Here is a 15,195-nt window from a genome sequence, read left to right on the forward strand (position 1 = left end):
ATGCCCATGCTGTTCGGCCTCGATCTGCTGATGCTGGCGACGCTGCTGCCCGGACTCGGCGCGGCGCTGCTCATCGGCGCCTATGCCACCCGCGCGCTCCGCGATCCGATGACGCGGCGCGTCCGCACGCTCAACGATCGCCGTGAGCAGTTGAAGGCGGGTATCACCGCCTCGACCGCGAAGCGGCGCACCAAGCTGGTCCACCAGAGCAATGCCGCCGATCGCGTCCGCACCTTGCTGTCGTCGCTGCGCGTCTTGCAGGACGAGCAGGTCAAGGACGCTCAACGCAAGCTGGTCCAGGCGGGCATCCGCAACAAGGAATGGGCGGTCGCGGTCATCTTCGGCCGGTTGGTGCTGCCGATCGTGTTCGGTGGCCTCATGGTGATCTGGGTGTATCTGCTCGACGCCTTTCCCGAATGGGGCGCCCTCAAGCGCTATGGGCTGGTCGCGGGGACGTTCGTGCTCGCCTACAAGGCACCCGACATCTACTTGAAAAACAGGATCACCAAGCGCACCGACGGCATCCGCAAGGGCCTTCCCGACGCGCTCGACCTGCTCGTGATCTGCGCTGAGGCCGGCTTGACCGTCGATGCCGCCTTCCACCGCGTTTCGCGCGAGCTGGGCAAGGCCTATGCCGAACTCGGCGAGGAATTTGCGCTGACCGCGATCGAGCTGGGATTCCTAACCGACCGGCGGCAGGCGTTCGAGAACCTCGCCAATCGTGTCGACCTCGATGCGGTGCGCGGCGTCGTGACGACGATGATCCAGACCGAGAAATACGGCACGCCGCTCGCCAGCGCGCTCCGCGTGCTCTCGGCCGAATTCCGTCACGAGCGAATGATGCGCGCCGAGGAAAAGGCGGCACGCTTGCCGGCGATCATGACGGTGCCGCTGATCATGTTCATCCTGCCGGTATTGTTCATCGTCATCCTCGGACCGGCCGCCTGCTCGCTCAACGACTCGTTCATCAACGCCAAGCCATAGGAACAGCCGCCCGATTGCGTCGTTCAGCCACTGTAACGAGTGGAGATTCGTCATGCTGTTCACCACGACAACGCAATATATCGCGGTGGCGATCGCGCTGGTCGCCGGTTGGCTGTTCGGTCTGGCCAGTCATCCCGGCGGGCGGAAGTGGAAAGAGCGCTATGTCACTGAGCGCGACGCGCATGCGGTGACCAACAAGCGAATTGCCGAGCTGGAACGCGATCACGACACCGCCACTAAGCGCGCCACCGAGCTGGAACGCGACCACGGCACTGTCGGTACGCGCGTCACCGAGCTGGAGCGCGAGCGTGATCTTGCCAATGAGCGTGTCGCGGAGCTGAAGCGCGAGAACGACGAACTGGAGCGCGAGAACAGCCGCTTGTCGGCCGCGCGGCCGGTGGTGGAAGATCGCTTCGTTCGTGACGATCGCCCGTACGACGGGGATCGATATGACGGTGATCGGCTTGCACCCGGGCATCCGCGCGATCGTGGGTTTATCTGAGCGAGTAGATGCTCCGTCGCCTCTCGCTTTCGGTGACCAACTGATCGTGAAGCGACGCACCTTTTCTCGTTCGTCAGCCAGCCGGCGCGTTGCACTCGAAGACAGACTTCGCTCGATTGATGGTGCAACTGATGCCCGTCAATTAATCGGCGTGTCAGAGTACAATCACGTTTAGTCGAATCGACGGCGTCATTGCGAGCTTGGCTCGTGCCAATGCTATCGTGATTTAAGGTGCGATTCATCAAAGCTCAGGTGTGTACCCCGGCGAAGGCCGGGGTCCAGTTGGGTGACCCTGCCGATGCGCGGCGCGCTCCATTTCCCGGACCTTCCCAACTGGGCCCCGGCCTTCGCCGGGGTGCAGATAGTGCCAAACGGCTGGTCCGCCTTGATCAACCCAACACCCGACATTCGCCGAATGAAGGCGAGGAAGTCACGGCTGCCAACCGGCCGGTATCGTGGGCGGCATCATCAGCAACGCCGCACCCAGCTCGGTCCCGCCCCGAACTCACCCCGGTGACGATCGCTACCGACCCGACCAACCGCTGCGGTCCATTGGATAAGACCGATCCTTCCGCCGCCAATATCCGATCAGTCGCCGGTCGGCGGCGCAGCATTGACGGGATCGGGTGCCGACACCGCTCGCAGCGTCTGCTCCTGAAAATCCGGATCGATCCGCCGCGTGCGACCGATCGACGGGATCTTGACCGCCTGCTTCGTCTTGAGCGCCTCGACGATCGCCTCGATCACCAGCAGGTCGGCAAGTCCCTCCTCACCGTCCGGCTCGGGCGAGCGATCTTCGAGGATGCAGTCGGAGAAATACTTCAGCTCGCCGCCGAATTGATCGGTGGCTTTGAACGTCTCCGCGCTGTCTTTCTCACCGACACGACGACGATGCGCCAGGCCCTGGCCGAAGCCGAACGCCGGATCCATCTGGATCGAACCCTTGGTGCCGGCAATGGTCAGGATATCGACGTTGTTGGCATAATAGCTGACCGTGAACTGCGCGAGGCGATTGCCCGGCATCCGCAGCGTCACCGCGAACGTATCGTCCAGGTCGCCGAACCCCGAGCCCGAATGGCGTACCGCCAGCGCCGAGACGACCTCCAGCGGCTCCGCCCCGAACAGGTAGCGGATCGCGTTGATCGGATAGGGTGCCATGTCGAACAACGGCCCGGCCTCGATCCCGCTCGTCGCGCGGTGGTTGGCGGGATCGACCATCTGCGTGAAGCAGGCGGTGAAGGAGATCAGTTCACCGAGTTCGCCGGTGCGGATCCGTCGGATCGCGTCGAGCGTCGCCGGCTCGAAGTGCAGGCGGTAAGCGGTCATCAGCTGCGCCTTGCCCTTGGCGGCCGCCGCCATGATCTCGCGTGCCTTCGCCGACGACACGTCGAGCGGCTTCTCGCTCAACACGTGGATACCGGCCTCGAGCGCCGGCACTGCGAACTCCGCGTGCCGCCAGTTGGGCGTCGCGAGATAGATCGCGTCGATCTCGCCCGACGCGAGCAGCGCCGGAAATTGCTCGTAGCTGTAGAGGTGCTTGATGCCGTAGCGCTTGCCGAGCTTTTCCAGCTTCTCGGGATCGCCCGACACTAGCGCCGTCATCGTCGAATTGCCGGTATGCGACACGCCCGGCATCAACGCCTCCTGCGAAATGTCGCCGAGCCCGACGATAGCGTAGCGGACCTTGCGGCCGCCAAGGCCGAGTGCCGAAGCGATGCTCATACGTAACTCCTGATCGGGCAAGTCGGGCGAAACCGCGCCACGCCCGCGGATAGTTCCCGTGGCATCAGGGTTTTGTCGCTTCCCCGGCGCGCGCGCCGGTGCCGCGCGGCAGCGGCACCGGTGTCCCAGCCACTGCTCGGCAGGCGTATCGACCGCGCGCTTTCGGGCGGCAGTCGCTACGTCAGGCGCGCGCCTTCAACGCCGCCTGTGCCGCCGCCAACCGTGCGATCGGTACGCGATAGGGAGACGCGGAGACGTAATCGAGCCCGACCTGCTCGCAAAAGGCGATCGACGCCGGATCGCCGCCATGCTCGCCGCAGATACCCAGCTTGATGCCAGGGCGCGTCTTGCGCCCGCGCTCGGCGGCGATCTCGACCAGCTCGCCGACCCCTTCGACATCCAGGCTGACGAACGGATCGCGCGCGTAGATGCCCTTTTCGACATAGGCGCCCAGGAAGCGGCTGGCGTCGTCGCGGCTGACACCCAGCGTCGTCTGCGTCAGGTCGTTGGTGCCGAACGAGAAGAACTCGCCCGCCTCCGCGATCTCGCCCGCGCGCAGCGCCGCACGCGGCAGCTCGATCATCGTGCCGACCAGATAGTCGACTGTCCGCCCGCGCTCGGCGAACACCGTCCTGGCGGCGGTGTCGACGACGGTCTTCATCAACTCCAGCTCGCGCTTGGTGCCGACCAGCGGGATCATCACCTCGGGGATCGGCGCCTCTCCCGACTTTTCGGCGACGTCGATCGCCGCCTCGAAGATCGCGCGCGCCTGCATCTCGTAGATTTCGGGATAGGTCACGCCCAGCCGGCAGCCGCGATGCCCGAGCATCGGGTTGAACTCATGCAGCTCGGCCGCGCGACGCTTCAACTGCTCGACCGCGACACCCGCCGCGGTGGCGACCTCGGCGAACTCATTCTCCTCATGCGGCAGGAATTCGTGGAGCGGCGGATCGAGCAGCCGCACCGTCACCGGCAGGCCCGCCATCACCTCGAAGATCGCGGTGAAATCGGCGCGTTGTTCCGGGAGCAGCTTCTCCAACGCTACGCGACGGCCGGCCTCGTCCTCGGCGAGGATCATCTGGCGCACCGCGGTGATGCGCGCCGCGTCGAAGAACATATGCTCGGTGCGGCACAGCCCGACCCCCTCCGCGCCGAAATCGCGCGCGGTGCGGCAGTCGAGCGGCGTTTCGGCATTGGCGCGGACCTTGAGCCGGCGCACGCCATCGGCCCATTCCATCAACGTCCCGAAATCGCCGGCCAGTTCGGGCTGGATCGTCGCGACCTCGCCGATCATCACCTCGCCGGTCGCGCCGTCGATCGTCAGCGTGTCGCCCTCGCGCACCTCGCGGCCCCCGCAGCGCAGCACCTTGTCCTTGGCGGAGATCGACAGCGATCCCGCGCCCGAAACGCACGGCCGCCCCATGCCGCGGGCGACCACCGCGGCGTGGCTGGTCATCCCGCCGCGCGCGGTCAGGATGCCCTTCGCGGCGTGCATCCCGTGGATGTCCTCCGGGCTGGTTTCGGTGCGGACGAGGATCACCGCCTTGCCGTCCGCCGCCATCCGCTCGGCGGTGTCGGCGTCGAACACCACCAGCCCGCTAGCCGCCCCCGGCGAGGCGGGCAGCCCCTTGGTCAGCACGTCGCGGGTCGCCTCGGGATCGAGCGTCGGGTGGAGCAATTGGTCGAGCGCCTGCGGCTCGACGCGCGCGATCGCTTCCTCGCGGGTGATCAGCCCCTCGCTCGCCATCTCCACCGCGATCTTGAGCGCGGCCTTGGCGGTGCGCTTGCCCGAGCGGGTCTGGAGCATCCACAGCTTCCCGCGCTCGACGGTGAACTCGATGTCCTGCATGTCGCGGTAATGGGTTTCGAGCTTGTCGAAGACCGCCGCCAACTCGGTATAGACCTGGGGCAGCGCCTCTTCCATCGACAGCGGCTTGGCCCCCGCTTCCTCGCGCGCGGCCTTCGTCAGATACTGGGGCGTGCGGATGCCGGCGACGACGTCCTCGCCCTGCGCATTGATCAGGAACTCGCCGTAATAGGCGCGGTCGCCCTTCGCCGGATCGCGGGTGAAGGCGACGCCGGTCGCGCTGGTGTCGCCCATGTTCCCGAACACCATCGCCTGCACGTTGACCGCGGTGCCCCAGTCGCCGGGAATGTGGTTCAGGCGGCGATAGACCTTCGCCCGCTCCGACTGCCACGATCCGAACACCGCGCCGACCGCGCCCCAGAGCTGGTCATGCACGTCCTGCGGGAAGGGCTTGCCCCATTCCTTCGCGACGACACCCTTGTACTCGGCGACCAGTTCGCGCCAGTCGGCCGCCGACAATTCGGTATCGAGCGTGTAGCCGCGATCCTCCTTGGCGATCTCCAACGCTTCCTCGAAGGCGCCGTGATCGAGTTCGAGCACGACGTCCGAATACATCTGGATGAAGCGGCGGTAGCTGTCCCAGGCGAAGCGCTCGTCGCCGCTCGTCTTGGCGAGCCCCTCGACGGTTTCGTCGTTGAGGCCGAGGTTGAGGACCGTGTCCATCATCCCCGGCATCGACACGCGCGCGCCGGAGCGGACCGACACCAGCAACGGATCGGCAGCGTTTCCGAATGCCTTGCCGGTGATCTGCTCGATATGCGCGATCCCTTCGGCGACCTCGGCCTTGAGCGAGTCCGGAAAGCGCTCGCCCTCGTCGTAATAGCGCGCGCACATCGCGGTCGAGATCGTGAAGCCCGGCGGCACCGGCAGGTCGATCGACGCCATTTCGGCGAGGTTCGCGCCCTTGCCGCCGAGCAGGTTCCGCACCTCGGCAGGAACGTCCCCCGGACGTTCCTGTGACCCGACGCGCCCCTTGCCCCCGTCGGAGACGCCGCCACCGAAGCGATAGACGTAACGCTGGGTCATGGTTCCTCGTCCTTGATTTCGCGTCGGTGGCCCGCGCGAATGTTGCGAAAGTTGAGGCGCCGGCGGGGTAAGCGTCAGCCCTCGATTCTCGAAAAGTCGGCCACCTTGTGCACTGCGGCGCGAACGCGCGCCAGCAGGATTAAACGTGTTTTACGCTTCTCCGGATCGCTGTCGTTGACGGTAACGCTATCAAAGAACGCGTCGATCGGCGCGCGCAAGTTGGCCAGCGCCGCCATCGCGCCCTCGAAATCCTCTCGCGCGATTGCTTGCGCCGCGGCGGGTTCGGCGGCGTCGAGCGCGGCGATCAGCGCAGCTTCGTCCTTCTCGGGCGTGTAGGACAGTGGTTGTTGATTGGGTGCCGCGGGCTCTTCGTCGGTGACGCCTTCCTTCTTGAGGATGTTGGCGGCGCGCTTGTAGCCAGCGAGCAGGTTCGCGCCGTCATCGGTGGTGACGAACGATTGCAGCGCGCGGACGCGGGCGAGCAGGCGGACGAGATCGTCCTCACCGCCAAGCGCGAACACCGCGTCGATCAGGTCGTGGCGGACACCGGCCTCGCGTTGCTGGACCTTGAGGCGGTCGGCGAAGAAGTCGAGCAGTTCGGCCGGCACCTGATAGCGAAGGTTGTTCTCGGTAATCAGGCGAATAACGCCCAGCGCCGAGCGACGGAGCGCGAACGGATCTTTCGAACCGGTCGGTGCCTGACCGATCGCGAAGAATTGCTGGAGGCTGTCCAGCTTATCCGCCAGCGCAACCGCGACCGTTACCGGGTCCGTCGGAACGTCGTCGCCCTGCCCGACCGGCTTGTAATGGTCGCGGATCGCGTTCGCGACGGCTTCGTCCTCGCCCTGCGCGGCGGCGTAATAGCCACCCATCAAGCCCTGTAGCTCGGGGAACTCGCCGACCATGCCGGTGACGAGGTCGGCCTTGGCCAGCTTTGCGGCGCGGTAGGCTTGTTGGGCGAGCGCCTCCCTCTCCCCTCCGGGGAGAGGGCCGGGGTGAGGGGTTGGGGTCTCAGCGAGACCGGCCCCTCGGTGAGACACCGGCCCCTCACCCAAACCCTCTCCCCGGGGGGAAAGGGCTTAACGATGCCGTCTTCGACCAGCCACTTGGCTAGCTTGGCAACGCGTTCGACCTTGTCCGCGACGGTGCCGAGCTTTTCGTGGAAAACGATCCGGTCGAGCTTCTTCACCTGCTCCTCCAGCGGCACCTTCAGATCGGTGTCGTAGAAGAAGCGCGCATCGCTCAGTCGTGCGGCGAGCACCTTGCGGTTGCCCTCGACGATCTTCGCACCGCCATCGTGCGCGACGATGTTAGCGGTACAGATGAAGGCGTTGGCGAGCTTCGCCGCACCGTCGCGACACACGAAATATTTCTGATTCACGCGCGCAGTCAATTGGATGACCTCGGGCGGCACCGACAGGAACTCCGCGTCGAAACGGCCAAGCAGCGGCACCGGCCATTCGGTCAGTCCGGCATTCTCGGCGACCAGCCCTTCGTCCTCGACCAGCACCAGACCTGCCTCGGCGGCGAGCCCGGCGGCGCGGTCGCGGATGATCGCGGCGCGCTCGTCCTGGTCGACGATGACGTGGCAGGCGCGCAGCTTCTCGACATAGTCCAGCGCCGACCCGATCGTGATCGCACTCGGATGGTGGAAGCGGTGGCAGAGCGTCGCCGCGCCGCTCTCGACACCGGCGATCGTGACCGGCACGACCTGTTCGCCGAGCAACGCGACGATGCCCTGGAGCGGGCGGACCCAGCGCAGGCTCTCGGTCGATAGCGAGGCATCGCCCCAGCGCATCGACTTCGGCCAGGGAAAGGCGCGGATCACGGCCGGGATCGCTTCGGCGAGCACGTCCGCGGTCGCGCGACCGGGCTTTTCGGTGATCGCGTAGAGCACGCCGTCGCGCTCGGTAAGCTGCTCGCGGGTCAGCCCGGTCTTGCGGAGGAACCCCTCCAGCGCCTGCGGCGGCGCGGCAGCGCGCGGGCCCTTCACTTCCTCGCTGACCGCCTGCGTGGCGTCGGGCAGGTCGCGCAGGATCAGCGTCAGGCGGCGCGGAGTCGCGTAGGTGACGGTCGCGGCGGCGGTGAGCCCGGCCTTCGCCAGCTCGGCGGCGAACAGCCGTGCGAGATCCTCGCGCGCCTTGGCCTGCATCCGCGCCGGGATTTCCTCCGAGCGGAGTTCGAGAAGAAAATCGCTCACGCCGCCCACCCGTTCTTTTCCATGTACGCGGCGCACGCCGCCTTCGCGAGATCGCGGACCCGGCCGATATACGCCTGCCGCTCGGCGACCGAGATCACGCCGCGCGCCTGCAACAGGTTGAAGGTGTGGCTGGCCTTGATCGCCTGTTCATAGGCAGGGATCGGCAGCTTCGCGGCGAGGCTGCGCTCGCACTCCGCCGCGGCCTTCTTGAACAGGTCGAACAAGGCGTCGGTGTCGGCGACCTCGAAATTCCAGGTCGACATCTGCCGCTCGTTCTCGAGGAACACGTCGCCATACGACACGCCGGCATCGTTGAACGCGAGATCGTAGACGTTGTCGACGTTCTGGATATACATCGCGAGCCGTTCCAGCCCGTAGGTCAGCTCGCCCGCGACCGGCTTCATGTCGAACCCGCCCATCTGCTGGAAATAGGTGAATTGCGTCACCTCCATCCCGTCGCACCAGACCTCCCAGCCCAGCCCCCAGGCGCCGAGCGTCGGGCTTTCCCAATCGTCCTCGACGAAGCGGATGTCGTGCAGCCCGGTATCGACGCCGATCGCGGCGAGGCTGCCGAGGTACAATTCCTGCAGGTCGGGCGGGCTGGGCTTCAGGATCACCTGATATTGATAATAATGCTGGAGCCGGTTCGGGTTCTCGCCATAGCGGCCGTCGGTCGGGCGGCGGCACGGCTGGACATAGGCGGCGTTCCACGTGTCCGGCCCCAGCGCGCGCAGCGTGGTGGCGGGATGGAAGGTGCCGGCCCCCATTTCCATGTCATAGGGCTGGAGGATCGCACAGCCGCGCTCCGACCAATATTGGTGGAGCCGCAGGATCATCGCCTGGAAGCTGAGCGGGCGGGGAGCGCTGATGTCGGTCACGCGGCGAGCCTGTGGCGCAAGGGCGGCGTGGAATCAACAAGACCGTCGTGCTTCCCTTTCGGACGATGGCTCGCCATGGAGGTGGGCATGAAGAACGCCGCCCCCTGCTCGCGCTGCTCCTCGCCTTGCCGCTGCCCGCCTGTGCGCAGCCGGCGCCCGCGCCCGCCGCGACGACGCAGGATGCCGATCCCGCCTTGTGGGTGGTCAAGGACAAGGACACGACGATCTATCTCTTCGGGACGATCCACGTCCTGAAGCCGGGGCTGTCGTGGTTCGACGAGGCGGTGAAGACCGCGTTCGACCGCTCGCAGACGCTGGTGCTGGAGATGGTCGAGCCCGACGCCAAAACCCAACAGCGCGTGGTGAGCGCCGCGGCCTTCGATCCGAACGGCACGCCGCTGACGCAGCAGCTCTCGCCCAATTACCGTGCGGCTTTTGCGAAGGCGATGGGTGACGGGCAGGTGCAGCCGGCGGTGTACGAGAAGATGCGGCCGTGGTTTGCGGCGGTGACGCTGTCGCTGCTGCCGGTGCGCCAGCTCGGCTACGATCCCGCCAATGGCCCGGAGAAGGTGCTGACCGACGCGGCGAAGGCGGCGGGCAAGCCGGTCGTCGGGCTGGAGACGTTCGAAGGGCAATTGGGGGTGTTCGGCAAGTTGTCGAAGGGCGCTCAGGTGCAGTTGCTGGAGAGCACGCTCGACGAGCTGCCCAAGGTCGATACGACGTTCACGACGCTGGTCGATGCCTGGGCGAGCGGCAAGCCCGAAGGCGTGGCGAAGGAGATGAACGAGTCGCTCAAGGACTCGCCAGAGGTCGCCAAGGTGCTGCTGACCGACCGCAACAAGCAATGGGCGGCGTGGATCGCGGAGCGGATGAAGCGGCCGGGGACGGTGTTCATCGCGGTCGGCGCGGGGCATCTCGCCGGCGCGGGCAGCGTGCAGGATCAGTTGGGGACGTACAAGCTGAAGGCGGTGCGGGTTAAGTACTGACCTGTCGCCCCTGCGCAGGAAGACAGGCGGCCACTCGATCGCCGTCGCCCCTGCGCAGGCAGAAGCCTATGGCTGTGTCGTCACGCATCGAGATCTGACACAAAGCGCGCGGCCCATGTGTCTGCCTCGCATCAGCACGATACAGACATGGGCCCCTGCCTGCGCAGGGGCGACGGCGTGTGTTAGGGCGCGCTGGCACGCGACCGCACCTTGCAATTCCCGCCCTGCCCGGCTAAGCGCGCGGGCTTCCGGTCATGGTCATCCCTGGAGGCGTGGTCCGGAAGGCATATCACCGTATTTCGGAGCATTTGAGATGAGCGACACCATTACGCTCGCAGCCGAGACGCGTGACCGGGTTGGCAAGGGAGCCTCCCGTGCACTCCGTCGCGACGGCCGCGTCCCCGCCGTGATCTATGGCCAGAACAAGGAGCCGACCTCGATCCATCTCGAGGAGAAGGCACTCGTCAAGGCATTGATGACCGGCCACTTCATGAACTCGGTCATCATGGTCGACGGCACGCGCACGCTGGCCAAGGACGTGGCGTTCCACCCGGTCACCGACCGTCCGACGCACGTCGACTTCCTGCGAGATCGGCGAGCACGAGACCGTGACGATCGCGGTGCCGGTCGTGTTCACCGACGAAGAGGACGCGCCGGGCATCAAGAAGGGCAACGGCGTGCTCAACATCGTCCAGCATGACGTCGAGCTGGTCGTCGACGCCGCCGACATCCCCAGCGAGATCACCGTCTCGCTCGCGGGGATCGAGATCGGCGACACGATCCACATCTCCGACCTGAAGCTGCCGAAGGGCGCGAAGGCCGCCGCCGACGGCGACGTCGCGGTCGCCACGCTGGTCGCGCCGACCGTCCCGACCGCAGCGGACGAGCAGGCCGACGCCGAAGTGGCCGAGGCGCAGTCGGCCGAGTCCGAAGCGGCTGCCGCCGAGGAAGCCGGCGAGGACAAGGGCGAGTAATCGCCGGTCCGCCGACTTGGTGCGGACCATCGTTCGGGGGCAGGGCAGCGGCGACGCTCCCCTGCCCTTTGCTTTTGGAGAGAAGGATCAGCGATGCTATTGTGGGTGGGGCTCGGCAATCCGGGCGCGCAATATGCGATGCACCGCCACAATGTCGGCTTCATGGCGGTCGATGCCATCGCCGAGGTCCATGGCTTCGCCGCGCCGGCAAAGAAGTTTCAGGGCTGGTTGCAGGAGGGCCGGATCGGCACGACGAAGGTGCTGTTGCTCAAGCCCGCGACCTTCATGAACGACAGCGGTCGTTCGGTCGGCGAGGCGCTGCGCTTCTACAAGCTCGGCACCGATGCGCTGACCGTCTTCCATGACGAACTCGACCTCGCGCCGATGAAGGTCAAGGTGAAGCAGGGCGGCGGGACGGCCGGGCATAACGGCCTGCGCTCGATCGACCAGCATCTCGGCCCGGACTTCCGCCGCGTGCGGATCGGGATCGGGCATCCCGGGCACAAGGACCGCGTGACCGGGCACGTGCTCGGCAGTTACGCCAAGAGCGAGATCGACGCCCTGAGCGACGTGCTCGGCGCCTTGTCGGGCGAGGCGGAGTGGCTGGCGCAAGGGGACGACGTGCGGTTCATGAACGACGTGGCGCTGCGTCTGGGGTAAGCGCGCTGCCCGTCGGACGACATACGCGCCTCCCTTCCACCGTTCGTGCTGAGCTTGTCGAAGCACGTGCTCCTCGTGACACGCCCTTCGACAAGCTCAGGGCGAACGGTCCGGAAGTCACCTCCAATAGGACCATGACCATGCCGACCCGCCAACTCTTCCCGACCCTGTTCTACGACGCCGACGTCGCCGACGCCGACCTTCTCGCCGACCTCGATGCGTCGTGCCGCACGCTGGCGGACGAGGATGGCGCGGGGAAGCGCTGGTCGAAGGCGCATGGCTATCGCGGCTATACCAGCTACGCCTCGCTCAACGACCTGCCGCTGCGCGATCCGGTATTCGCCGACCTCAAGAAGCTGCTCGACCGCCATGTCGCCGCCTTCGCGAAGGAGGCCGGGTTCGATCTGGGCGGCCGCAAGCTGAAGCTCGATAGCCTGTGGGTCAACGTCATGAAGCCGGGCGGCACGCACTCCGGCCATCTGCATCCGCACAGCGTCGTGTCGGGCACCTTCTATGTCGCGGTGCCCGAAGGTTCGGGGGCGCTCAAGCTGGAAGACCCGCGGCTGCCGATGCTGATGGCCGCGCCGCCGCGCGACGGCACGTTCGTCTATGCCGAGCCGCGCGACGGCGCGCTGTTCCTGTGGGAAAGCTGGCTGCGGCACGAGGTGATGACCAGCACCGCCAAGGCCGAGCGGATCAGCGTCAGCTTCAATTATCGCTGGTAGCGTCGGGGTAGTCGGCACCCAGCGCTTCGTCGCGGAGTCCTTCGATCTCGGCGACTCGCGCGCGCAATCGCTCGGTCACCGCGTCATAGCCCCATTTGCCGAGCACCAGATGCCGCGGCGGCGCCGCGCGCGTGACCGCCGCGATCATCGCCTCGCCCGCCCGCACCGGATCGCCGGGCTGATTGCCTGAATAGCCCTTGGTGTTCGCCATCCGGGCCGCGGCCGTCTCGCTATAATCGGCGATATGGCTCTCGGTCTGGCGTAGCGAACGACCCGCCCAATCGGTGCGGAATGGTCCCGGCTCGACACACGTCACCGTAATGCCGAGCGGCGCGACCTCGGCGACGAGCGCATCGGAGAAGCCCTCCACCGCGTGCTTCGACGCGGCATAATAGCCCGACGACGGAAAACCGACGAGCCCGGCGACCGAGGTGATGTTGACGATCGCACCCTGGCGACGCTCGCGCATCCCCGGCAGCACCGCGCGGGTCATCGCGAACAGGCCGAAGACGTTCGCGTCGAATTGCGCGCGGATCTCGTCCTCCTCGCCCTCCTCGATGCTGGATTGATAGCCATAGCCGGCATTGTTCACGAGCACGTCGACGCGCCCGAACCGTTCCTCGGCGGCCGCGACGGCGGCGGTGATCGCGGCTGCGTCGGTGACGTCGAGCGCCAACGCGAGCAGCCGATCGTCCTGCCCCGCCGCGAGGTCCGCGACCCGCGCCGCGTCGCGCGCGGTCGCCACCACGCGCCAGCCCTTGGCGAGCACCAGCTTGGCCAGTTCACGACCGAAACCGGTCGAGCAACCGGTGATGAACCAGACCGGATCAGCAGGAAGCGTCATAGGAAAATCCACATTCGGCAGGAAAGCTGGCCCAACGCGGTGCCGTCTCGCTGCGTTCCCACTGGCAATTGTCGGCCAAAGGGTCCATGTGGGAGCCTTCATGGACTTCCCGAATCTCCCCCGCGCTCGCCAGCGCGCTCGCCACGCGTGGTTACACCGCGCTCACCCCCGTTCAGGCCGAGGTGACCGCCGAGGTCGCACATGGCCGCGACCTGCTCGTCTCTGCGCAGACCGGCTCCGGCAAGACCGTCGCCTTCGGCCTCGCGATGGCCGAGCAACTGCTGAGCGAGGACGGCAATTTGCCGGTCGCCGGCCCGCCGCTTGCGCTGGTGATCGCGCCGACGCGCGAACTGGCGTTGCAGGTCGCCAAGGAACTGACCTGGCTCTATGCCAATGCGCGGATCGCGACCTGCGTCGGCGGCATGGACGCCAGCCGCGAGCGCCGCGCGCTGAACCATGGCGCGCATATCGTCGTCGGCACGCCTGGCCGTCTGCGCGATCATGCCGAACGCGGCGCGCTCAACCTGTCGCAGATCCGCGCCGCCGTTTTGGACGAGGCGGACGAGATGCTCGACATGGGCTTCCGCGACGACCTTCAGGCGCTGCTCGACCAGACGCCGACCGAGCGCCGCACCCTGTTGTTCTCCGCCACGCTGCCGCGCCCGATCGTGGCGCTCGCCAAGGCGTATCAGCGCGACGCGCTCCGCATCTCGACCGTCAGCGAGCAACGCGGTCACGGCGACATCACCTATCGCGCGGTGACGGTGTCGCCGTCCGAAATCGAGCATGCGGTCATCAACCTGCTGCGCTTCTACGAGGCGGAGACCGCCATCCTGTTCTGCGCGACCCGCGACAACGTCCGGCATCTGCACGCCGGGCTGGTCGAGCGCGGCTTCGCGGCGGTGGCACTGTCGGGCGAGCATTCGCAGAACGAGCGCAACCATGCGCTGCAGGCGTTGCGCGATCGGCGCGCGCGGGTCTGCGTCGCGACCGACGTCGCGGCGCGCGGGATCGATCTGCCGACGCTCAGCCTCGTCGTCCACGTCGAAATGCCTCGCGATGCCGAGGTGTTGCAGCACCGTTCGGGCCGCACCGGGCGCGCGGGCAAGAAGGGCACTGCGGTGCTGATCGTTCCCTATCCGCGCCGTCGCCGCGTCGAGATGATGCTGCGCGGGGCGCGGATCGCCACCGAATGGGGTGAGGTGCCGACCGCCGAGGCGATCCGCGCCAAGGATCGCGAGCGGTTGCTCGAACGCCTGCTCGCTCCAGTCGAGGTCGACGACGACGATCAGGCGCTGGCCGCCGAGCTGCTCAAGCAGCGCACGCCGGAAGAGATCGCCGCCGCACTGGTCGCGGCGCAGCGCGCGTCGCTTCCCGCACCCGAGGAACTCGCCGATCGCAGCGAGATGACCGAGCGTCAGCAGAAGGGCCATCGCGATGGCTTCGACGACGTGGTGTGGTTCCACATGAACGTCGGTCGCCGCCAGAACGCCGACCCGCGCTGGGTGCTGCCGCTGCTGTGCCGCCGCGGGCATGTCACCAAGGCCGAGATCGGCGCGATCCGCATCGGCGCGACCGAGACGCAGTTCCAGGTGCCGAGCGCACTGGCCGCGCGCTTCGCAGCGGCGGTGAAGGCGTCCGCCAACGCCGACGGCGAAGACGAGAGCGGCGTCCGTATCGAGCGGATGCCGAGCGGCGCCGCGCCGATCCGCAACGCCGGTGCACCGCCGCAGCGGCGACACGGCGGCGGTGGCGCTGCCCCACGCGGCGCACCGCGCCCGCGGCGGTAAGACTGGGAGGGTGCGGCGCTTCTGATCGCACCCACTC

At 67.0% G+C, this 15,195-nt stretch carries 10 protein-coding genes and 2 pseudogenes; 7 read left to right on the forward strand and 5 right to left on the reverse strand.

Annotated features, from left to right (window positions below; genetic code table 11):
- Both QP166_RS10185 and QP166_RS10190 read left to right on the forward strand, forming a co-directional pair.
- The gene (locus QP166_RS10185; protein ID WP_443027204.1) at positions 1 to 984 is read left to right on the forward strand and encodes a type II secretion system F family protein; all 984 of its coding nucleotides are present in this window, start codon (positions 1 to 3) and stop codon (positions 982 to 984) included.
- A gap of 52 nt (positions 985 to 1,036) precedes the next feature.
- Complete coding sequence (locus tag QP166_RS10190) at positions 1,037 to 1,486, forward strand: hypothetical protein (protein WP_333915814.1); 450 nt, start codon at positions 1,037 to 1,039, stop codon at positions 1,484 to 1,486.
- A 588-nt stretch (positions 1,487 to 2,074) separates the two neighbouring features.
- Here QP166_RS10190 and QP166_RS10195 read toward each other — a convergent pair.
- The 4 genes and pseudogenes from QP166_RS10195 to QP166_RS10210 form a co-directional block, all read right to left on the reverse strand.
- Positions 2,075 to 3,208: a Gfo/Idh/MocA family protein gene (locus QP166_RS10195; RefSeq protein WP_333915815.1), complete on the reverse strand. Its 1,134-nt coding sequence runs from the start codon at positions 3,206 to 3,208 to the stop codon at positions 2,075 to 2,077.
- Positions 3,209 to 3,389: 181 nt separating this feature from the next.
- Positions 3,390 to 6,101, reverse strand: a complete 2,712-nt coding sequence (gene ppdK / locus QP166_RS10200; RefSeq protein WP_333915816.1) for a pyruvate, phosphate dikinase — start codon at positions 6,099 to 6,101, stop codon at positions 3,390 to 3,392.
- A 74-nt stretch (positions 6,102 to 6,175) separates the two neighbouring features.
- A pseudogene (gene glyS / locus QP166_RS10205) lies at positions 6,176 to 8,301 on the reverse strand (glycine--tRNA ligase subunit beta).
- A complete protein-coding gene (locus QP166_RS10210; RefSeq protein ID WP_333917318.1) occupies positions 8,298 to 9,137 on the reverse strand; it encodes a glycine--tRNA ligase subunit alpha in 840 nt (279 codons plus the stop codon). Before QP166_RS10210 ends, glyS begins: the two are co-directional and overlap by 4 nt.
- 107 nt (positions 9,138 to 9,244) lie before the next feature.
- Here QP166_RS10210 and QP166_RS10215 point away from each other — a divergent pair, with 107 nt between their 5' ends.
- From QP166_RS10215 to QP166_RS10230, 4 genes and pseudogenes are all read left to right on the forward strand, one after another.
- Positions 9,245 to 10,165, forward strand: coding sequence for a TraB/GumN family protein (locus QP166_RS10215; RefSeq protein WP_443027250.1), 921 nt, complete (start codon positions 9,245 to 9,247; stop codon positions 10,163 to 10,165).
- Positions 10,166 to 10,478: 313 nt separating this feature from the next.
- Positions 10,479 to 11,139: pseudogene (locus QP166_RS10220) on the forward strand (50S ribosomal protein L25/general stress protein Ctc).
- A gap of 93 nt (positions 11,140 to 11,232) precedes the next feature.
- Positions 11,233 to 11,799: an aminoacyl-tRNA hydrolase gene (pth, locus tag QP166_RS10225; RefSeq protein WP_333915818.1), complete on the forward strand. Its 567-nt coding sequence runs from the start codon at positions 11,233 to 11,235 to the stop codon at positions 11,797 to 11,799.
- A gap of 140 nt (positions 11,800 to 11,939) precedes the next feature.
- A complete protein-coding gene (locus QP166_RS10230) occupies positions 11,940 to 12,524 on the forward strand; it encodes a TIGR02466 family protein (protein ID WP_333915819.1) in 585 nt (194 codons plus the stop codon).
- On the opposite strand, the gene QP166_RS10235 is transcribed toward QP166_RS10230, so the two are convergent.
- Complete coding sequence (locus tag QP166_RS10235) at positions 12,508 to 13,368, reverse strand: oxidoreductase (protein WP_333915820.1); 861 nt, start codon at positions 13,366 to 13,368, stop codon at positions 12,508 to 12,510. The genes QP166_RS10230 and QP166_RS10235 overlap by 17 nt on opposite strands.
- 86 nt (positions 13,369 to 13,454) lie before the next feature.
- Here QP166_RS10235 and QP166_RS10240 point away from each other — a divergent pair, with 86 nt between their 5' ends.
- Complete coding sequence (locus tag QP166_RS10240) at positions 13,455 to 15,158, forward strand: DEAD/DEAH box helicase (RefSeq protein WP_333915821.1); 1,704 nt, start codon at positions 13,455 to 13,457, stop codon at positions 15,156 to 15,158.
- Positions 15,159 to 15,195 lie beyond the last annotated feature (37 nt).

It is taken from the genome of Sphingomonas sp. LR60, assembly GCF_036855935.1.
In the GTDB taxonomy this organism is placed as follows: Bacteria; Pseudomonadota; Alphaproteobacteria; order Sphingomonadales; family Sphingomonadaceae; genus Sphingomonas.